Origin of the sequence: Paraburkholderia sp. Ac-20342 (genome assembly GCF_017104985.1) — a bacterium.
GTDB lineage: Bacteria > Pseudomonadota > Gammaproteobacteria > Burkholderiales > Burkholderiaceae > Paraburkholderia.
The window spans coordinates 74,111-93,510 of the sequence record NZ_JAAGPQ010000018.1 but is presented as its reverse complement, the minus strand read 5'-3'; the positions used below and the strand labels follow the sequence as shown (position 1 = coordinate 93,510).

Sequence of the window (19,400 nt, the reverse complement as noted above, 5' to 3'; positions counted from 1 at the left end):
ACCCGCAGTATGCGTTCCGGTAAAATGCGCCGCATGAATATGTCGACCAGCCAGCCTGGCATGGAAAGCGGCTACACATGGCCCATCCGCGTGTACTACGAAGATACCGATGCGGGCGGCATCGTGTTTTACGCCAATTACCTGAAATTTTTCGAACGGGCGCGCACCGAATGGCTGCGCGCGTGCGGCGTCGACCAGCATCGGCTTGCGGAAGAAACGGGGGCGATTTTCATCGTGCGCAGCACCGCAGTCGACTACCGGGCTCCGGCCCGGCTCGACGACATCGTGAAAATTGTCAGCCGGATCGAGCGTCTTGGCAGAGCTTCGGTGGATTTCGCGCAGGAAGCATGGCGCGAAAGCACGCTGCTAGCCGCCGGTTCGATCCGGATCGGCTGCGTGGACCGCGACGCGCTGCGGCCGGCGGCGATCCCCGCCCCGGTTCTCGCCGCGCTGCGGCGCGGGCCAGATATGCATTGAGCAGCGCCGGCGTGTCAACGGACGATGACCGAGCCTCGTTGATACGGGGCCAGTGAACTCATACCGATCAGGCAACACAAAGCATGGTTCGGCTTCGATATCGCCGAAGCTTCCGTTCTGTTCACGGCAAGCTTGAGGCGGCCTTGCAGCCGGACGCCCCCTTCCCGGGACGTTAAAACGAACCTTTATGAACACTACACAAGATCTGTCGATCGTTTCACTCGTACTCAACGCGAGCCTGCTGGCCCAGGCGGTCATGGCCCTGCTGCTGTTGCTCTCGCTGCTGTCATGGACTTTCATCTTCCGCAAGTGGTTTGCGATTCGCCGGGCGCGCGCGCAAACTGAACGCTTCGAGCGCGATTTCTGGTCGGGCGGCGACCTGCAGGCGCTGTATCAGAGCGCCGCGAACAACCGTCACACGATCGGTGCGCTCGAGCGGATTTTCGAGTCCGGCATGCGCGAATTCCTGAAGGGCAAGGAAAAACGCCTGAACGATCCGGGCGCGATTCTCGACGGCGCCCGGCGCGCGATGCGCGCGGCGTTCCAGCGCGAAATGGACGTGCTCGAGGCGAACCTCGCGTTCCTCGCCTCGGTCGGTTCGGTCAGCCCGTATATCGGTCTGTTCGGTACGGTGTGGGGGATCATGAATGCGTTCCGCGGCCTCGCCAACGTGCAGCAGGCCACGCTCGCGAACGTCGCGCCGGGCATCGCCGAGGCGCTGACCGCCACCGCGATCGGCCTGTTCGCCGCAATTCCGGCCGTGGTTGCCTACAACCGCTACGCGCACGACATCGACCGTCTGGCGATCCGTTTCGAAACCTTCATCGAAGAGTTCTCGAACATTCTGCAGCGCCAGGCACAGTAAGGAGGCCACGATGGCAGGCTCCCGCTCCTCCAGCATGCGCGGCTCGCGTCAGCGCCGCGCGATGGCCGACATCAACGTCGTGCCGTACATCGACGTGATGCTCGTGCTGCTCGTGATCTTCATGGTCACGGCACCGCTCGTCGCGCCGTCGATCGTCAATCTGCCGACCGTCGGCGGCGCCGCGCCGCAGCAGCAAACCCCGCCCGTGATCGTCAACATCCGCGCGGACGGCAACATGAGCGTCAAGTACAAGGACGACGCCGGCACGCAGCAGCAGGAAGACATGACGAAGGCCGGCCTCAACGGCTTCATCGCCGATCGCGCGCAATCGCACCCGGACCAGCCCGTCGTGATCGCCGCCGACAAAACCGTGAAGTATGAAGCCGTGATGAACGTGATGTCCGAGCTAAAGGCTCAGGGCGTCAAGCGCGTTGGATTGCTCGTCAAATCGCAATGATCCGCAAGAATTCCGAATACCCGCTCCAGCCACCGCGTGAACGCGGCACCGGGCGAGCCTTTGCGTTCGCGCTGGTGATGCATGCGCTGCTCGGGTTCTTCCTGTACCACGGCATCCAGTGGCAGAACAGCACGCCCGAAGGCGCGGAAGCGGAACTGTGGACCGAGGTGCCGGACTCGGCGATTCCGCGTCCCGTTCCGCCGCCGCCCGCGCCGGTCGCCCCTGCCCCGCCCGTGCGCGACGAGCAGGCCGACATCGCCCTGCAGGAAAAGAAACGCCAGCAGCAGGAAGCAGCGCGCGCGGCGCAACTGGCCGAGCAGCAGCGTCAGCAGAAGCTGAAAGAGCAGCAGGAAGCGGACGCGAAACGCCAGCAGGAACTGGCGGCCGAGCAGGCCGCTCAACTCGCCGCCCAGAAGGCCGCGAAGCTCAAGCAGCAACAGCAGCAGCAGCAGGCCGACAGGCTCAAGCAACAGCAGCAGCAGCAGCAGCAGGCCGACAGGCTCAAGCAACAGCAGCTCGCCGAGCAGCAAAAGCAGCAGCAACTGAAAGAACAGCAGGAGCAGCAACAGAAGCAGGCTCAGGCGGAGGCGCAGAAGAAGGCTGACGCCGAGAAAGCGGCGAAGGCCAAGGCGCAGGCCGATGCCGCCGCGCAGGCGAAGAAACAGCTCGACTCGGAACGACGCGCGCGACTTGCGCAGATGCAGGGCATGGCGGGCCCCACGGGTTCGTCGGGCAACGGGCTCGGCAAGAGCGGTACTGGCAGCGGCTCGGGAGGCAATGCGGCATCGCCGGGTTATGCGGACAAGGTCCGCCGCGTCGTGCGCCCGAACATTTCGTGGGGCGGCGAAACGGAAGGCCTCGAAACCGTCATCTCCGTGCGCTGTTCGCCGACCGGCACCTTGCTAAGCGCGACGGTCTCGCGCAGTAGCGGCAACGCCGCATGGGACGCCGCCGCGTTGCGGGCCGTGCAGCGCTCGGATCCGATGCCTCTGGACGTCAACGGCAAAACGCCGGAAAGCTTCCTGATAACGTTGCGCCCTGCGGGCTGACTTGCGGGTCGATTCGCAGAAGTTTGACAGCTGGCTAGCAGTCGATTTACGGCTAAGTTGCAGTCAATTGAGGACAAAAGCCGTGCTATGGCGCACGGCCACCTCGGGAACGAATTAGCTGTTTTCCGGTCTGTCTGCTGTCGTGAAGTATTAGTAAAACCGTTTTGAGGAATCCATACAGCATGAGTTTGATGACCAAGCTAGGCCTGCGAACGCTCGTGGCAACGTGCCTGATCACCGTCGGCGGCGCCGCCAATGCACAACTCAACGTCCTCGTGACGGGCGTCGGATCCACCCAGTTTCCGATCGCAACGGCGAATTTCGCCAATGAAGCGAACTCCCCGCAGCAGGTCAGCGCAATCGTGCGCCAGGACCTGCAACGCAGCGGCAAATTCACGAATGTCGACGCAGGCTCGACGCCGGTGTCGGAGACCGATTCGGTCGATCTCGGCGCCTGGAAGGCCAAGGGCGCCAACGCGTTCGTCGCGGGCAGCGTGAACCGCCTGCCGAACGGTCAGTACGAAGTGCGCTTCAAGCTGTACGACACGGTCAAGGGCGAAAGCCTCGGCGGCCTCGTGCTCGTAAGCCCGGCAAGCGGTCTGCGCATGAGCGCGCACAAGGTCGCCGACTACATCTACGCGAAGCTGATGGGCAATCGCGGCGTGTTCGCGACGCGCCTGTCGTACGTCATCAAGTCGGGCAACCGCTACCAGTTGCAGATTTCCGATTCGGACGGCCAGGACGCGCATATCGCGCTGTCGAGCCCCGAGCCGATCATCTCGCCGGCCTGGTCGCCGGACGGCACCAAGGTCGCCTACGTGTCGTTCGAAAAGAAAAAGCCGATCGTCTACATCCACGACCTGCCCACGGGCCGGCGTATCGTCGTATCGGACCAGAAGGGCAACAACAGCGCGCCGGCCTGGTCGCCGGACGGGCGCACGCTCGCCGTCGCGCTGTCGCGCACCGGCAATACGCAGATTTTCGCGGTCAATGCCGATGGCAGTGGCCTGCGGCGTCTCACGCAAGGCAGCTCGATCGACACCGAGCCGACCTACTCTCCTGACGGCCAGTGGATCTATTTCACGAGCGACCGCGGCGGCTCGCCGCAGATCTACAAGATGCCGGCACAAGGCGAAAGCGCGGGCTCCGCGCAACGCGTCACGTTTACGGGCAGCTACAACACCAGCCCGCGAGTGAGTCCTGACGGCAAGCAGCTTGCCTACATCTCGCGCGTCGGCGGTGCATTCAAGCTGTATCTCCAGGACCTGCAAGGCGGAACCGCCACGGGCCTGACGGACACGACACATGACGAATCGCCGAGCTTCGCGGCGAACGGTCAGTACATTCTTTACGCCACTCAGGTGAACGGCCGTGGCGTGTTGGCCGCAGTATCGACCGACGGTCGTACCCGGCAGGTCCTGTCCGTTCAGGGTGGTAGCGTACGCGAACCGTCCTGGGGCCCGTTTATGCAATAACGTTGATGCAATAACACAAGGAGAGTAATCAAATGATGTCCAAACTTCGTTTCGCATTCGCCGTCGTCATGGTCGGCGCGCTGGCCGCGTGTCACTCGGGCGTCAAGCTCGACGAAAACGCCAACAAGGGTGCGGGCTCGGCTCAGCCGAACCCGAACGACGTTGCAACCGTCAACGTCGATCCGCTCAACGATCCGAACAGCCCGCTCGCCAAGCGCAGCATCTACTTCGACTTCGACAGCTACTCGGTCAAGGACGACTATCAGACGCTGCTTCAGCAACACGCTCAGTACCTGAAGAGCCATCCGCAACGTCACGTGCTGATCCAGGGCAACACCGACGAGCGCGGCACGAGCGAGTACAACCTGGCACTCGGCCAGAAGCGTGCTGAAGCCGTGCGCCGTTCGCTGTCGCTGATGGGCGTCGCGGATTCGCAAATGGAAGCCGTGAGCCTCGGCAAGGAAAAGCCGATGGCAACGGGTCATGACGAAGCGTCGTGGGCACAGAACCGCCGCGCCGACCTCGTGTATCAACAGTAAGTCAACAGGTAATGAGCCGAATGACGCATCGTTTCTCCTGGCTGCGGCTTGCCGCAGCGGCCTGCGTCGCAGGCACGGCCTTCGCGGCCGTGCCCGCTCATGCGGGCATCTTCGACGACGATCAGGCCCGCCAGGCCATTCTCGATCTGCGCTCGAAGACCGATAGCCTGTCGAGTCAGCTGTCGGCGGCGCAGCGCACGATCCTCGATCAGTCCAACCGTCTCGACCAGTTGAACCAGCAGGTCGCGACGCTGCGCGGGCAGAACGAGGACATGGCGAACCAGCTCGGCATGCTGCAAAAACAGCAGAAGGACTACTACACCGATCTCGACACGCGCCTGAAGAAATTCGAGCCGCAGCAACAGACGGTGGACGGCGTCCAGGGCGAAGTTCAGCCGGGTGAAACCGATGCGTTCAACGCGGCTTCACAGCAATTCCGCAGCGGCGATTTCAAGAATGCGGCCGCGTCGTTCCGCAGCTTCATCTCCAAATATCCGTCGAGCCCCTATCAGCCGACCGCGCAGTACTGGCTCGGCAATGCGCTGTATGCGCTGCGCGATTACAAGGGTTCGACGGCCGTCTGGCAAGGTGTGGTGAAGAATTACCCGCAGCATCCGCGTGCGCCTGAAGCGCTGCTCGCGATTGCGAACAATCAGCTCGAACAAGGTCAGAAGGCCGCGGCCAGGAAGACCCTCGAGCAGATCGTCGCGCAATACGGCGGCTCGGACGTCGCGCAGTCGGCGCAGAGCAAGCTGTCGCAGATCAAGTAGCGGCAGCGGAACTGATTGAGTCGTTGGCAGTACGCGCAGTGTCCGATGTCATAGCCACGCGCGCCTCTTGCTGAAAGGCCCAGATAGCGATATCCGGGCCTTTCATTTTGACGTTCGCGATTTCCCGTTCTTCAGGGAAACGCCGATAACGTGACGGGTATGTCGGGTTGACAGGTTATAGGCTCGCCGATATAATCCCGTTTCTCTTTTGGGTCGTTAGCTCAGCTGGTAGAGCAGCGGACTTTTAATCCGTTGGTCACAGGTTCGAATCCCGTACGGCCTACCAAAGAAATCAAGGGGTTACGTCATCTGGCGTAGCCCCTTTCCTTTTGTAGTCTGCCCTTGGTCTACACAAGGTCTACCCTCCTTCCCTTTGGGTGCAACAGAGCAATCTGCAATCAAACGGCTAGCTCGCCCATTTACCGCACCCCAGATTTCCGTGGCAGGCCGACGACAATCATGCCGCTCGCTTTCCGTGAGGCTTCCCTCAAAGGTTCGACGGCGTCTGCAAGTACCTGATCGGAACGACGAAGCCCGTTATAGCAGACGGATAATCTGGCGCCGCAGCCCCCTCTGTCATGCAGATTTTCCCAAGTGGGTTTTCCGGATCACGAGGATTCGCATGCAAACTCAAGACTTATAGCGTTGGTAAATCTTCGCGTAATCGCGCCTGTCGTAACCGCAATTCAGCCCGGGTATCGACAGGCAGTAGATGTTGGTCCTGATACAGAGTGTCTAATCAGGTTGGAACGGCTCACCGTTTCACTCTGCGAATCAAAAAATCTACGAGGTGAACCGGGACTTATCATCCTGTATCACGGTTGCTTTGCGAGACATTCGGAGAAATGAAATGCTTCGCAGACCGCTTCCAGTCGCCTGAAAGATCGCCGATCATCGGCCCGCTTCCACTACTCAAAATCCGACGATCATTGGATTCATCCACGGAAATCCAGCGCCGGATATGTTTGACGTAGAAATACGCCAGGCGATGAACGAGAGAATGTTGCTTCCGACGACCGCATAAGCCCTGATCGACGGCATCAATCGATCAAGATTTCTCCGCAACCACACCAGAAAGGACCGATCATGATTATCCGAACCTGGCGCGCCATTGCCGCTAACCAGCAGGTTGTCGACACATACGGAGCACACCTCGCGCGCAACACGTTCCAGGAAATGAAAAAGCTCGACGGTCACATCGGCGCGAGCATGTCGGCCAAACAGATCGGCGAGAAATACGAAATCCTGTTCATGAGCTACTGGCGCGATATGGATGCGGTACGTCAGTTTGCGCGCCGCGACGACATTCACGAGGCAGTCGTAAAAGAGAGCACCCAAAAGCTTCTCGACTCCTTCGATCCAAAGGTCGAATACTTCGAGGTTCAGGTTTCGAGCGGTTCGATCCTGGAGCAGGTTGCGTCGCAAGCAGGCTAGGGAAAGATCAGAGTCTTTCAGGTCTCGCGCGGCTGCAAGCATCGCCGATTTGCCGTGCGGTGTCCTTGAGCGCATCGACAGCCTCAACCAGTCGCGCGACGTGAGGTGCGGACATCGCAACCGAACAATTGATCGCGACAGGGCTCATCCGGCCCGGCAGTGGAAGTGGCACGGCTATCGCATCGATATCGGAAAGCCACGGTCCTCGTGCGCGACAATAACCAGTCCTGGCGAACAATGCTTCGTCATCCTTGAGAAGTGAAAGGCCTGCCTCGAAGTTCTCTGGGTCGCCCACCTTGATCCGATTGAGCAGACGTTCTTTTTCCGCCGAAGGATGACCGAATATGAGTGCGCGTCCGATTGCACTCTGCAGAAGAGGGCTGACGCGTCCGATATCGGGAAGGTAGGGATTGAAAAGATCAGCGCGAACAGTATCGATGTAGATTGCCTTCACACGCTCGCGCATAGCGAGATTTACAGTAAATCCTGTTTGATCGGCGAGTGCCTGCAGGAATGGGCGCGCGAGTTGTCGTACCGGCAAGCTCGCCAGAATGGGATGACTGAGTGCGAGGAAACCTGTTCCCAGGCGGTAAGCTCCGGACTCCTCCTGAACCAGATATCCGTACAGCGTGAGCGTGTACGTGAGTCGCGAAACAGTCGCTTTCGGTAGCCCGGTACGATCAGAAAGCGCCCGGTTGGTCAGCACGGGCTCGGCGGCAGTGAAAGCTCGCAGTACATCGAGACCTCGGGCAAGGTTTGTCGAGAACTGTCGGTCGCTTAAGGCGTCCGCGAGACCATCCGGTCCTGCGAGCCGAGGGCTCTGGGAATTTGGCTTTGAGGACAATTTGGGTATGGAAGCGATTCGGACAGGTGGACCGATTTCGATAGCTGCCCACTCTACTCTGAATTGTCATCACCGCCCACTGCTATATGGTTCGTCGTGACCATCCCGAGAGACCGGTGCTCCGGATACCCGCACACGAATCTGCCGGCTACTGCCTGCCAATCGGCCCCAACCATTTGCACGTTCCAATCAGCGAAACACTTTTTTTGGAGCCGCTCGCGCTCCGATAATGCGAGCCAGGAGATGCATCAACTCGACGGTTCTTTTCGGGAAGCTAACTGGCATAAGGAACGACACGACTCCGTGTTGCCCCCCAGACAATGCAGTCGCGGCGCCGTGGCGTATCGACGTGGCGCGAAGCTTTTATGTGATGAGCCGCGTGGCGAACGATATTGAAGAGAAAAAAATCCGGGAGATTCGATGAAAAACGCTGCCGACACGCTGCCAACTTGCCTGCCCGAAGCAACCGGGCAGCCCACGGTCCCCTTCACGCGATATGACGCCGGCTGGGTTGTGATGTGCATCGGGATGGCGATCGGGTCTGGGATCATTTTTCTGCCGATCCAGATGGGCGTCAAAGGATTCTGGGTGTCTTTGACGGCGTTGGTGATCGCTTATCCTGCGACGTACCTTCAGGCTCGACTGTACCTTCAGTCGCTGGCGCATACCGAAGCGTGCGACGATTACAACGACATCATCACGCAATACCTCGGCAAAAACTGGGCTGGCTTCATGGGCGTTGCCTATTTTCTGATGCTGCTGAAGGGAATGCTCGCGTATTCCTCGGCTATCACAAGAGATAGCGCATCCTATCTTCAGACATACAAGCTGACGGCCGCGTCACTCGGCGATCATACGTGGTACATCGGTGCGATCATCATTACGCTTGTGTTGATCGCGTCGCGCGGAGAGCGACTCCTGTTCCGTATCTCCGGGCCTATGATTGTTTCGAAGCTGGGCATCATTGTGTTTCTCGGTTTGTCGATGATGCCTTACTGGAATGTGTCTCACCTCGCACTCGGTCACTTTCCGGAGATTTCGTCGTTCATGGTTGACGTGCTGCTCACCTTGCCTTGGGCCATGCTCTCGATCATCTACGTTCATGTGTTGAATCCGATGAACGTCGCGTACCGGAAACTGGAAGGAAAGCGTGAAATTGCCAACTATCGGTCGCTTCGTGCATGCCGATATGCCTACTTTATCCTCGTAACTTGCGTGGTGTTTTTTGCGCTGTCCTTTATGCTGGCGACACACCACGAGGATGCGGTCTACGCGATGACGCACAACATCTCTTCACTGGCGCTTGCCGCCAGAGTCATGAGAGGTGAAACAGTCCGGATTCTGGCTACGATTCTGAATGTTCTGGCAATCTTCACGGCCTTCTTCGGGATCTACCTCGGTTTCCACGACGCCGTGCGTGGCATTGTCACCAACATCGTCGATAGATTCATGGTCCGTAGTGACCGTTTCAACCGGTTAGTGCCGTTTGCGATTGCTATCGGTACGGTCTGCTTTCTGACCTTCTGGGTAAAGCTCAATATTTCGACGATGATGCTGATGCAGCTTACTGTGCCGGTGTTTGGCATCGTAGCCTGTCTGATTCCGTGCTATCTCGTGCGTCGCGTTCCTGCTCTCGCACACCTCAGAACACCGGCCTGGTGGATAGTTTTCGCGTTTGGACTACTCATTATCGCGTCGCCGTTCTTCAAACTGCTCGAACGGTAAGTCTCATTGATTCACTGTCGTCTTCATTCGTCGATGCGATCGGTTGTCAACGACGTTCAGGCGTTGATCCAGGCCCGCGCCTGCTCCAGTTCGTTGACGTGAAATGCCTTGATTTCAGCCTTCGTAAAAAACCGCGCCAGATGCATCGCAGCGCGAATCCAGCCCGCATCGGCCACCACGGCGGCACGCGTGACCTTGCGGGCAACGGAGACACCGAGCGTCATATCGGTCCATAGCGCCTTCGGCTCGATGCCACTGAAATGCTCAATGCGTTCGAGCACGCGGGTCTTACCGTTCAGTTCAAGATCACCACGCATGCGCTCGATGGCTTCGCGCAGTTCGTGGTCGGTGATTTTGCCTTCGACTGAGATTTCGATAACCGGGGAATCGGGTACGGTGTGATAGAGGATCATGGCAGGACTCCTGGTCAGGGAGACGTTATACGCTCAGGTACGGATGAACCTGGCGTTCGATAACTTCCTCATGGTACCCCTTTCCATGCGACCGGTTAGGCTGCGAGCACGACGTGTCGCTCCGACGCCTGTCGGCGCGTGTGCGTTGCAAACACCCCTTGCACACACGCTTGCGGACATTGGGTGCCGCACGTCGAGCGTCGCGTCATGGTCGGTCGTACCTATCGAAATATGAAGCGACATAACCGCCGTTGACGCCGAACAAACGTGCGAACGGTTAGTGAAAGCGTATTGTCGGCGAGGAGCGACCGGTCGACATCAACATCGGGATCATCGACAATCGTTCTCCTCGCGCTGGCAACATCCACAACGTCCATACGCGCAATCGGCATCCCATAAGCAATGAAGAATCAGTACACGCGCACCCCCTCAAAATTACTCTTCCTGCCAGGCGCATCCGGCAACACCGCATTCTGGCAGCCACTCGCGAATCGCCTGACGAACCCCGCCAGAAAAGTCATCGTCGCGTATCCCGGGTTCGGCCAGGAGCCCGCTGCGCCCGACGTCAACGACATCGACGACCTGCTTCGGATGGTCGTCGACCAGATCGACCAACCCACCGCCCTGATCGCCCAATCGATGGGTGGTGTGATCGCAATCCGCGCGGCGCTGGCCAAGCCCGACCTGGTCACTCATCTGGTTCTGACGGTAACTTCTGGCGGAATCGACACCCAGGCACTGGGCGCCACGGATTGGCGAAGTGGATTGAGCAATGCAAATCCGCCTTTCCCCGACTGGTTCACATCGTTCAAGGCCGACCTGACGCACGAACTGCGCCGCATCGCGCAGCCGGTTCTTCTGCTTTGGGGAGATGCCGATCCAATCAGTCCAGTCGCGGTTGGCCGGCGGCTTCTCGAACTGCTTCCTGACGCACGCTTGCATGTCGTCGCAGGTGGCAACCACGATCTGGCACATGAGTACGCGCCGCAGTTGGCCCCTCTTGTCGACGCCCACCTATCGCAAACATGAACCACCAACCATACGCATAAAGCAAAGCGCCACCTGGCCGGTCAAGGCAGGTGGCGCTCAGGTTCTGCTTTCGGCTCCCTCAAGCACGTACGGCTCGGGAGAAACCGCAGACGGCTACCGCATACCGTCTGTACTACGCAAGATCAACGCTTACTGGTTATTGATGTTGTTCGGCGCCTTCGGCAGCGCCTTGCTGGCCGTCAGCACGATGTTGCCGATCTGACGGTAGTTCAGCAGGTCGGTCTTCGGCGACTGCACGCCATAACCCGCAAAGGTCACGCTCAGGTGCGTCGGATCGATCTGGATGCCCGACGGTGCGTACACGCGTTGGGCAAACCACGACTGCGTCGGGATCAGCGGCGGATTGGCCGGAATTGTCACCGTCGACTGATTGCCACCCTGGTTCTTCGCAGTGATCGTGTTGATCGACGCGATCGGATGGTTGATGTCGTTATAGACGGTCCAGTTCTTCAGGTCGCTCGATTCCGCGTACCCGATGTAGTGGAACGCATCGGAGTCCGCATCGAGACAGTTGCCTGCCGAGAACAGCAGGCCCCAGCGGCTGCCGTCACCGTTGATGTCGATCAGCGTGCCGCGCGGCGTCACCCAACGGGTTCCGTTGTAGTCAACCGTGGTCGGGTCGTTCAGGCCATTGACCGCACCTTCATCGGTGAAGTGAACGCCGTCTGTCGTCGTGGCAAGCCGAACATACGTGATGTCATGGTTGGTCTTGCCGCTGAACGGGGCCTTGGCGCACTGCTGCACAGCCGGCAGAGCGGTGCTTCCGGTGTTGTCGCCGTTCAGGATCTTCTGCACGTACAGAACCGTGGTGGGCGTGCCCGGCGTGGTATTCGGAACCACGGCCAGAATGCCGTCGGGGTTCAGGAGACCGACCGTCTGCTGCACGACGACCGGAGACGTCGTGCCCGGCGTATTCGTCAGCGCGGTTTGAATCGCGTTGATGTCCTGCGAGCCGACCGTCGTGGCGTTCGTGTTCTGAATCGGGAATTTCGGCGATACGTTGGTCAGCTGGATCACGTTGAGCGGCGCAACGTCCACAGCTGCCGGAGCACGATTGAGCATGTACAGCATCTGGCCGCCGGTCTTCGCATTCGAGCCCGGCAACTGCACGATCGTGGCGTGGCCCCAGCCGTCGCCGGCCGTCGTCGCGGAGTTGTCGCTTTGCAGCGTGGCGGGGCAAACGTTATTGCCCGCGGCCAGCTCCAGCGTGTTCTGCATGAAGTACCACGTCTTGCCGTTGTCGTCGGATTCGGCCGCCACCAGGCCTTCGTCCATGTACTCGGGACGCCAGTCGAACAGGCCGATGATCGGCGTTGCCGAGGCGTTGACGTTGCCGGTCGACGTCACGTTCGACGTGTACGTCAGCGGGAAATAGAACGGCGCCATGTTCACGAACGGATAGGTCGCGCTCGTGCTGAAGGCCGATTTGGCGGTCGGCGTATTGAACGGCGTCGTCGAGCTGTTCAGTGGGTTCGTGGTGGCGGTCGTGCCGCCGTAGTACAGGCGTGCCGCCGAGGCCGTGTAGTTGCAAAGCCCATAAGCCGTATCCGGCACGTTGCCGTTGGCCTGGAACGGGTTGGACGCGCTCACGACGGTCTGCGTGTTGTTGGGGTCGGCCGCGAGAGCCGCCAGCGTGAACGGCGTACCGCCTGCACCCGAGCCGATGGACGGGCTCACGGCGATCTGTGCCTGCGTCACGGTCGTACCGGAGTCGACCGACCACGTCAGGCTGGCCGGGGTTACGACCGGCGTGGAAGCGCCCGTCGGTGCGGAGGCGCCCGTCGGCGTGGAAGCACCCGACGGGGTAGACGCACCTGACGGCGTGGAAGCACCCGACGGTGCGGACGCGCCGGAATTCCCGCCACCGCCGCACGCGGCAAGCGCGAGGCAGCCCAGGATCAGGATTTCTTTCTTTAGTATTGCTTTCAATTTCATTGACACATCCCCTCAGAAAAATTTCATTAAACTTGTCATGGATCAGTCCATTGCCTGTCCGTGCCGGCAACGCTCGATTCGATGCGTCCTGATCTGCTCAAGGCACGGACCCATGTCGAAATCAGAATGTCAGGTAACAGAGCGGCAGCGCTGGCTTTGTGCGATTTGATATCCAGCCACGCTGCGGCCGAGGTGAAGTGGCGTCCGCTGTCGTGCAGCGTGCAGCGATGGCGTACCAATGCCGCCAGCACTCCCCGTTCGCGCGGGCAAAAGCCATTCAGTACTTACTGGCAACCCACCGCGGCAGCAGATTCTCGTTCTCAATGATGAAACAGCCGTGGCGGAAAACTTACGTTCCTGTTTAATTAATTCGATACCCGTGTAAGGAAAGGAATGTGTGCGGCTGTCGCGGGAAAAAGCACGGCGGTCCGTGCGGGCGGCGGTCGTCCGGTGGTGCCGTGCCATAATCGGGTTGCCTAACGAACCTGGAGGGACAGTCAATTGAATCAGGAATGCTATTCGGCTGGAGGTGCCATGAAAGCGGCGCTGCAGACCGGCCTGCGCAAGCTCGAACTGATTGAAATGGAGCGACCCGAGGCCATCCCGGGAACGGTTGTTCTGAAGGTCGCCAATATCGGCATCTGCGGCAGCGATCTGCATCCCTATCGAACGTTTGCCGGCCGCTCCGGCTTTCCCATGGGCCACGAACTGAGCGGCGTCGTGGTTGCGGTCGGCGAAGGCGTGACGAACACCTTGCTCGGCCGGCGCGTCACCGTCGACATGGTGCTCGGCACCGCGTGCGGGAAATGTGCTTTTTGCAAGCGCGGCTATGCGCTGCACTGCCAGGCACGCGAGTTTCCGTTCGGCGGCGGTTTTGCCGAGTTCGTGAGGACGAAGGCCGTTGGCGTGTTTCCGCTTCCGGATGCGGTCAACGATCAGCTCGGCGCCATCGTCGAGCCTGTCGCCGTCGGCGTGCATGCGGCGCGGCGCATGGGGATCGGTCCGGGCATGACGGGCGTGATCGTGGGCGCGGGAACCATCGGCCTCTCCGCGTTGGCGGCGGCACTCGACGCCGGCAGCGAGAAGGTTTATGTGGTCGCCAAGCACGAGGTCCAGGCGAAGGCCGCCCTGAAGATGGGCGCGGCGGGGGTTCTTTCGTTAGACCTGCCGACGGCCGCCGGCGAGATCAATCAGGTGACGGATGGCCTCGGCGCCGACTATGCGATCGAGACCGTGGGCGGCTCGGCCGACACGCTCGACTTCTCGTGCAAGCTCGTGCGCCACCTCGGCATGCTGGGTGTCCTCGGCGCGTTCGATCGCGGCTTCCGCGGACTCGAAATCATCGAGGCCCTCGAACGCGAGCTCACCATCCATCTGCCGAACTGCTATAGCGTCATCGACGGCAAGCACGACTTCGAGGTCGCGATCGATCTGCTGGCGCGCAAGGGCAACGTGCTTCGGACGATGGTCACGCACGAGATGGATCTGGCCGAGATCGACGAGGCCTTCAGGATCGCCGCGGACAAAAGCGCGCATTCGATCAAGGTACAGATTCGCGCCTGACCAGACAAATGGCCCGCACTCCGAAGAATGCGGGCCATCCGAAACGCACCGGACCCTGTCCGGTGCCTGCCAGCGTTGCCGCTTAGCGGCTCGTCATCGTCACGCCGCGCAGAACCTGGCCGTACGGCGCCGTCTGCATCACGGAGAAGCCCGAGGTCGTCACGGTCGTGCCGCTCACGCTCAGCGTGATCTTCACGAGCTGGTTCGAATCGGCACCCGCGTCGAACGTCGTACCGAGGCTGTTGTTGGCCGTCGACGTGATCGCGTAGATCGTGTACGAGCCGTCGCTGTTGACCTGGCCGGTGATGTTGCGCAGACCGTCGGCCGAGGTCGTGTACTTCGCGCCCGCCGTGCCGTACGTGCCGGCGGTGTCGGTCACGGTGTACGCCTGGCCGAGATTCAGACCCTGGGTGAGGTGGGCGATCGCCGTCCACGTGCTGCCCGACTTCTGATAGACCCACAGACCGCCGCTGCCGATCGTCATGTCGGCCGGATCGCCGTCGCCTTCGTCAGCCACGAACATCAGGTTCGTGTTGGTCTTCGGCATCCACATGCCGAACGGGAAGCCCGTATTCCAGCTCATCGGCCACGACGTCACGCTGGCGGCCGTCAGCGCCGTGGTCAGCGTGGCGTTCGACGTCGGTTCGTTGGCGGCGCCCGGCGCGCCCGACCATGCGGTCGTCGGCGTGGTGAAGAGCGGCGTGATGGCGACGTTCTGCAGGTTGCTGAACTTCGCGCCGTTCGCGAGCGCGCCCGTTGCGCCGACCTGGAAGACCGTGTTCACGCCGTTGCCACCGCTGCCCTTCGACGCGTACAGGGTGCCGTCCGGCGCGAGGAACAGACCGCGGAAGTTGGCATCCTTGCCGGTCTTGTCGAACGGCTGGCTGAGCGAGGTCAGCGAGAAGCCGAACTGGTTGCCGCCGGCGTTGGTCTTCTTGGCGAACGTAGTGCTCGACAGCGCGTCGGTGATCGTGCCCAGACCGCACGACGTCGGTGCCGCGTAGGTGCTGCTGTTGCCCGAGAAGAACGTGCCGACCGGCTGCGAGAATGCGCAGCTGCTGCCTGCCGCGAGCGTCTGCACGCCCGTGTTCATGGTCAGCATGTCGAGCTGGCCATAGGTCGGGTTCGGCGACGAACCCGAGTTGCCGGCGTTGCCGACGATGTAGTACTGACCGCCGACCAGCACCGAGGCGCGGCCGTTGTTGCCCGAGTAAGCGTTGGTGTTCGTGAACGTCACGGCCTTGGTTGCCAGGTTGAGCTGGGCGACCGTGCGGTACGTCGGCGTGGCAACGTCGGGGTTGGTCGGATCGATCACGCCCGGCGTGTTCGAGTTCGAGAGATCGATCGAGTCGATCGGTGCGTTATAGCCGTTGAACGTAATCGCGGTGCCGTCCTGCGACAGGTTCATCGCGAGTTCCGACTTCGATGCGAAGCTCGTCGTGAAATCGAAACCGCCCTTCTTGGCCGCGGCCGTCACGTCGAGATAGGTGGTCGGACTGGTGGCGCCGGCGGCCCATTGATCGATCACAATATCGGCGGTCACGCCGAAATTGCCGTCGGGGGTCGTCCCTTCCGTCGTGAACACGTTCGGATAGGTGCCCGGCGTCACGGCGCTCACCGGCGAAGCGTTGGTCGTTTCCGGCGTGGCGTTGTACGGCAGCGTGCCCGTGACCGTGAAGCTCGGGTCATAGACGCCGCGCGAAACCAGCAGGCTCGCCTGTGCGGTCGGGGTCGGGGTCGGCGTGGTGCCCGAGGCAGGGTTCGGCGCGGAAGGCGTCGACGACGGGTTCGGACCGCTTTGCCCCGGTGTGCTGCTACCGCCGCAAGCCCAAAGCATGGACGTCATTGCTGCAATCGGCAGCAGGCGAAGTGCGGTACTTTTCATTCAAACCTCTATCAATTTTGGATTTGGAATAAGTCCCATCGCATAGCAAAAGCAGGCCATGCCGGAAACGTATATGAATGGCTAAACCGGCTAGCTTGATTTACCCATGCCGCTGCCGAGCCGAAAGGTCACCTACACGATTTACCGCGCAGAAAAACTGCGGTGGGACTTTAGTCAGGACGCATGGCATCGCTATTACGTCAGCCTTGCATTTATAAACGCCGGGCGCGATTTCCCCGTAGCGTGCGGGCCTGTACCGTGCGTGACGTATAGAGGTAACCTCGGAGGCGACCTCGGCGCGGCGGGCGCGGCGCCGTGACGTCAATCATGTGGTCCGTCGATGAAACTGATGGGTCAGCGTCCGCTACCGGACCCATCTGCCCGGACCAGCGGGGAAGACTGGCGGCCATCCGTCGTCCTCAGTAGTCCTGCCGCTTCGATTCTTCGACACCCTTAAGGTATTGATAAGGAATCGCGGATAACATCGTCGCGCAAAAAATTTGTAGTGTTTATTTACAGCGTTCATTCCCAGCCCCAATTTCTCGCTATTGAAGGCTAAATGAATGAATATAGAAAATGTTCTGAAAATAATATCGCCGGAGCACCGTGGATTATTACGTCGTTTCCAGGCACCTCATATCAGGTGGCATAGACCGCACTCCTGAACCGAAATGGGCGCCAACACGCCGCCCCGTCCACGCCTCTTCTCCCGGCTTCGCGTTCAGCGAAACCGGGCACTCGATGCATACGAACGAAGTGGCCGGCCACGCGCTTCGTCCCCGGTGGACAAACCCGCGAGGCAACCGGTAAGCGACATGTCCACAGGCAAGTCACGTATTCTGGTCGTCGAAGACGACGACGGCGCGGCACTCGAAATTACGGCCGCACTCGAAGACCACGGCTTCCAGGTCGAATGGGTCGCAACGGGCTTTGAGGGCCTGCTGCAAGCCACCAACGGCAAATTCGACGCGATCGTGCTCGACCGCATGCTGCCCGACGTCGACGGTCTGTCGATTCTCGCGACGCTGCGCAACATCGGCAAACAGATGCCGGTGCTGATCCTGAGCGCGCTCGACGCGGTCGACGAGCGCGTGCGCGGGCTGCGCACCGGCGGCGACGATTACATGGTCAAGCCGTTCAACTGGCTGGAACTGACCGCGCGACTCAACGCGCTGCTACGGCGCCGCCGCATGAGCGACGACACCGCCGTCGCCGGATCGGCGCTTCGGGTCGACGATCTGACCGTCGATCCGGCGGCCGGCACGGTGCGGCGCGCCGGTCATCCGGTCGAACTGAAACCGCGCGAATACAGCCTGCTCCTGTTCCTGATGCGTCACGCGGGCGACGTCGTCACGCGCAGGATGCTGCTGGAGTCGGTATGGCATTACCACTCCAGCACACAGACCAACGTGATCGACATGCATATCTGCAGCCTGCGCCGCAAGATCAGCCTCGAGGGCCGGCTCTCGCCGATGATCGTCACGGTGCGCAATACGGGCTACATCCTTCATGCGTTCGGCTAGACGTACCTGCCCGGTGCAGCCTGGCGGCACCGGCTGGCTGCTGCTGGTATTCGCCGTCTCGTCGCTGGTGCTGTTCGTGTCACTGTACTGGCTGACGAGCAGCTACCTGATGCGCGAAGTCGATCACCGGCTGAAGGGCAAGTTCTCCGAATTCCACGCGATCAGTCGCGACAAGGCCATCTCGCGCATCGCGACACTAAGCCGCCGCGATATCGCGGACACGCTGCCCTACGGCATCTTCGACGCGGACGGTACCCGCCTCGCCGGCAACGTGCCGACGCTTCCGCACGAACCGGAGCGCGTGCCGTTCAACTATACGCAGACGGTGGACGACGGGACCGGCGTATCGACGGCGCACTTTCGCGGCATCATCATCCCGACAGACGACGGACTGCGCATCGTGGTCGGCCATTCGATCGACAGCGTGCTGCGCTTCGACCAGACGCTCGTCAAAACGCTATGCGCGGGCGTGACGCTATCGATCCTGCTCACGCTTGCCTGCGGCGCGATGCTCAATAGCCTCGCGAACCGCCGTATTCGCGCGGTCGGCGAAACGGCTCGGGAAATCATGGCCGGCCAGCTCGGGCGGCGGCTGCCGACACACGGCACGCACGACGACCTCGACCGGCTCAGCATGATCGTCAACACCATGCTCGACGAAATCGAGCACCTCGTGGACGAGGTACGCAGCGTGTGCGCGGGCGTCGCCCACGATCTGCGCACGCCGATGACGCATCTGCGCGCGGGGCTCGAACGCGCGAGCCACCGGTCCAGGACGACAGCCGATTACGCGCAGGCGATCGATGGAGCCATCGCGCAGTCCGACGTCGTGCTGGCGCGGTTTTCAGCCCTGCTGAGAATCGCGGAAATCGAATCCGGCAGCCGGCGTTCGAGCTTCCGTACGATCTCGCTCGACGCGGTCCTGCGCGACGCGGCGGAACTCTACGAGCCGCTGGCCGAACACCGTCGGCTCTCGCTGGCACTGAGCGCTTCGGCACGCGTGGAAGTGAGCGGCGATTACGATCTCCTGTTCGGTGCGATCGAAAACCTGCTCGACAATGCGCTGAAATTTACGCCGCACGGCGGCGCCGTGACCGCGGACGTGCGCATGCATGGCACGCAGGCGGTATTGCAGATCGCCGACAACGGACCGGGCATCGCGGCCGCCGAGCATCGCGCGGTGCTCAGGCCGTTTTACCGCAGCGGCGCGGCGGCCACCCGCTCGACGCCGGGGCACGGCCTCGGCCTCAGTCTCGTGGCGGCGATTGCGCGGCTACACGACGCCTCGCTCGAAATACACGACAACGCGCCGGGCTGCCGCATGGTGCTGCGCTTCCCGTCTCAACCGTGTCCTGTCATGCCGGTTGCCGTCGCCGTTGATTGAATCGCCCTCAGG

General features: G+C 61.1%; 17 protein-coding genes and 1 tRNA gene. 14 read left to right on the top strand and 4 right to left on the bottom strand.

The features are described 5' to 3' along the window. Positions 1–24 precede the first annotated feature (24 nt). From ybgC to G3N58_RS10195, 9 genes are all read left to right on the top strand, one after another. A complete protein-coding gene (gene ybgC, locus G3N58_RS10235; RefSeq protein ID WP_167284251.1) occupies positions 25–477 on the top strand; it encodes a tol-pal system-associated acyl-CoA thioesterase in 453 nt (150 codons plus the stop codon). A gap of 187 nt (positions 478–664) precedes the next feature. After that, positions 665–1,342 (top strand): protein TolQ, encoded by a 678-nt coding sequence (tolQ, locus tag G3N58_RS10230; RefSeq protein WP_007179119.1) that lies wholly within the window; start codon positions 665–667, stop codon positions 1,340–1,342. A gap of 10 nt (positions 1,343–1,352) precedes the next feature. After that, complete coding sequence (gene tolR / locus G3N58_RS10225; protein ID WP_167036130.1) at positions 1,353–1,799, top strand: protein TolR; 447 nt, start codon at positions 1,353–1,355, stop codon at positions 1,797–1,799. Further along, positions 1,796–2,848: a cell envelope integrity protein TolA gene (tolA, locus tag G3N58_RS10220; RefSeq protein WP_205999089.1), complete on the top strand. Its 1,053-nt coding sequence runs from the start codon at positions 1,796–1,798 to the stop codon at positions 2,846–2,848. The genes tolR and tolA overlap by 4 nt, the downstream gene beginning before the upstream one ends. Positions 2,849–3,030: 182 nt before the next feature. Beyond that, on the top strand, positions 3,031–4,323 hold the full coding sequence (tolB, locus tag G3N58_RS10215) for a Tol-Pal system beta propeller repeat protein TolB (protein ID WP_205999088.1): 1,293 nt from the start codon (positions 3,031–3,033) through the stop codon (positions 4,321–4,323). A 32-nt stretch (positions 4,324–4,355) separates the two neighbouring features. Further along, positions 4,356–4,862: a peptidoglycan-associated lipoprotein Pal gene (pal, locus tag G3N58_RS10210; protein ID WP_167036121.1), complete on the top strand. Its 507-nt coding sequence runs from the start codon at positions 4,356–4,358 to the stop codon at positions 4,860–4,862. 20 nt (positions 4,863–4,882) lie between these two features. Continuing rightward, the gene (gene ybgF / locus G3N58_RS10205) at positions 4,883–5,632 is read left to right on the top strand and encodes a tol-pal system protein YbgF (protein ID WP_205999087.1); all 750 of its coding nucleotides are present in this window, start codon (positions 4,883–4,885) and stop codon (positions 5,630–5,632) included. 210 nt (positions 5,633–5,842) lie between these two features. Next, positions 5,843–5,918 (top strand) — tRNA-Lys (locus tag G3N58_RS10200). An 800-nt stretch (positions 5,919–6,718) separates the two neighbouring features. Next, positions 6,719–7,066 (top strand): DUF4188 domain-containing protein, encoded by a 348-nt coding sequence (locus G3N58_RS10195; protein WP_167284231.1) that lies wholly within the window; start codon positions 6,719–6,721, stop codon positions 7,064–7,066. A 7-nt stretch (positions 7,067–7,073) separates the two neighbouring features. On the opposite strand, the gene G3N58_RS10190 is transcribed toward G3N58_RS10195, so the two are convergent. Beyond that, positions 7,074–7,772 carry a helix-turn-helix domain-containing protein gene (locus G3N58_RS10190; RefSeq protein WP_345889901.1) on the bottom strand — a complete coding sequence of 233 codons (699 nt, stop codon included), beginning with the start codon at positions 7,770–7,772 and terminating at the stop codon, positions 7,074–7,076. 558 nt (positions 7,773–8,330) lie between these two features. Between G3N58_RS10190 and G3N58_RS10185 the strand changes: the two genes are divergently transcribed. Next, positions 8,331–9,635, top strand: coding sequence for an amino acid permease (locus tag G3N58_RS10185; RefSeq protein WP_167284233.1), 1,305 nt, complete (start codon positions 8,331–8,333; stop codon positions 9,633–9,635). Between the two features lie 56 nt (positions 9,636–9,691). On the opposite strand, the gene G3N58_RS10180 is transcribed toward G3N58_RS10185, so the two are convergent. Next, positions 9,692–10,048: an STAS/SEC14 domain-containing protein gene (locus G3N58_RS10180; protein WP_167036109.1), complete on the bottom strand. Its 357-nt coding sequence runs from the start codon at positions 10,046–10,048 to the stop codon at positions 9,692–9,694. Between the two features lie 402 nt (positions 10,049–10,450). Between G3N58_RS10180 and G3N58_RS10175 the strand changes: the two genes are divergently transcribed. Further along, positions 10,451–11,077 carry an alpha/beta fold hydrolase gene (locus G3N58_RS10175; protein WP_167036106.1) on the top strand — a complete coding sequence of 209 codons (627 nt, stop codon included), beginning with the start codon at positions 10,451–10,453 and terminating at the stop codon, positions 11,075–11,077. A 150-nt stretch (positions 11,078–11,227) separates the two neighbouring features. On the opposite strand, the gene G3N58_RS10170 is transcribed toward G3N58_RS10175, so the two are convergent. Next, positions 11,228–13,033 (bottom strand): hypothetical protein, encoded by a 1,806-nt coding sequence (locus G3N58_RS10170; RefSeq protein ID WP_205299337.1) that lies wholly within the window; start codon positions 13,031–13,033, stop codon positions 11,228–11,230. Positions 13,034–13,567: 534 nt separating this feature from the next. Between G3N58_RS10170 and G3N58_RS10165 the strand changes: the two genes are divergently transcribed. Beyond that, positions 13,568–14,596, top strand: a complete 1,029-nt coding sequence (locus tag G3N58_RS10165) for an alcohol dehydrogenase catalytic domain-containing protein (protein ID WP_205999086.1) — start codon at positions 13,568–13,570, stop codon at positions 14,594–14,596. 82 nt (positions 14,597–14,678) lie between these two features. On the opposite strand, the gene G3N58_RS10160 is transcribed toward G3N58_RS10165, so the two are convergent. Next, on the bottom strand, positions 14,679–16,442 hold the full coding sequence (locus G3N58_RS10160) for a hypothetical protein (protein WP_167036100.1): 1,764 nt from the start codon (positions 16,440–16,442) through the stop codon (positions 14,679–14,681). An 854-nt stretch (positions 16,443–17,296) separates the two neighbouring features. Here G3N58_RS10160 and G3N58_RS10155 point away from each other — a divergent pair. Both G3N58_RS10155 and G3N58_RS10150 read left to right on the top strand, forming a co-directional pair. After that, complete coding sequence (locus G3N58_RS10155; protein WP_167036097.1) at positions 17,297–18,004, top strand: response regulator transcription factor; 708 nt, start codon at positions 17,297–17,299, stop codon at positions 18,002–18,004. Next, positions 17,991–19,388, top strand: a complete 1,398-nt coding sequence (locus G3N58_RS10150) for an ATP-binding protein (protein WP_205999085.1) — start codon at positions 17,991–17,993, stop codon at positions 19,386–19,388. The genes G3N58_RS10155 and G3N58_RS10150 overlap by 14 nt, the downstream gene beginning before the upstream one ends. Positions 19,389–19,400 lie beyond the last annotated feature (12 nt).

Excerpts from the sequence above, each read along its gene's own strand:
- ybgC (WP_167284251.1), top strand. The coding sequence starts at position 25 with ATGCGCCGCATGAATATGTCGACCAGCCAGCCTGGCATGGAAAGCGGC.
- tolQ (WP_007179119.1), top strand. The coding sequence starts at position 665 with ATGAACACTACACAAGATCTGTCGATCGTTTCACTCGTACTCAACGCG.
- tolR (WP_167036130.1), top strand. The coding sequence starts at position 1,353 with ATGGCAGGCTCCCGCTCCTCCAGCATGCGCGGCTCGCGTCAGCGCCGC.
- tolA (WP_205999089.1), top strand. The coding sequence starts at position 1,796 with ATGATCCGCAAGAATTCCGAATACCCGCTCCAGCCACCGCGTGAACGC.
- tolB (WP_205999088.1), top strand. The coding sequence starts at position 3,031 with ATGAGTTTGATGACCAAGCTAGGCCTGCGAACGCTCGTGGCAACGTGC.
- pal (WP_167036121.1), top strand. The coding sequence starts at position 4,356 with ATGATGTCCAAACTTCGTTTCGCATTCGCCGTCGTCATGGTCGGCGCG.
- ybgF (WP_205999087.1), top strand. The coding sequence starts at position 4,883 with ATGACGCATCGTTTCTCCTGGCTGCGGCTTGCCGCAGCGGCCTGCGTC.
- G3N58_RS10195 (WP_167284231.1), top strand. The coding sequence starts at position 6,719 with ATGATTATCCGAACCTGGCGCGCCATTGCCGCTAACCAGCAGGTTGTC.
- G3N58_RS10185 (WP_167284233.1), top strand. The coding sequence starts at position 8,331 with ATGAAAAACGCTGCCGACACGCTGCCAACTTGCCTGCCCGAAGCAACC.
- G3N58_RS10180 (WP_167036109.1), bottom strand. The coding sequence starts at position 10,048 with ATGATCCTCTATCACACCGTACCCGATTCCCCGGTTATCGAAATCTCA.
- G3N58_RS10175 (WP_167036106.1), top strand. The coding sequence starts at position 10,451 with ATGAAGAATCAGTACACGCGCACCCCCTCAAAATTACTCTTCCTGCCA.
- G3N58_RS10170 (WP_205299337.1), bottom strand. The coding sequence starts at position 13,033 with ATGAAATTGAAAGCAATACTAAAGAAAGAAATCCTGATCCTGGGCTGC.
- G3N58_RS10165 (WP_205999086.1), top strand. The coding sequence starts at position 13,568 with ATGAAAGCGGCGCTGCAGACCGGCCTGCGCAAGCTCGAACTGATTGAA.
- G3N58_RS10160 (WP_167036100.1), bottom strand. The coding sequence starts at position 16,442 with ATGACGTCCATGCTTTGGGCTTGCGGCGGTAGCAGCACACCGGGGCAA.
- G3N58_RS10155 (WP_167036097.1), top strand. The coding sequence starts at position 17,297 with ATGTCCACAGGCAAGTCACGTATTCTGGTCGTCGAAGACGACGACGGC.
- G3N58_RS10150 (WP_205999085.1), top strand. The coding sequence starts at position 17,991 with ATGCGTTCGGCTAGACGTACCTGCCCGGTGCAGCCTGGCGGCACCGGC.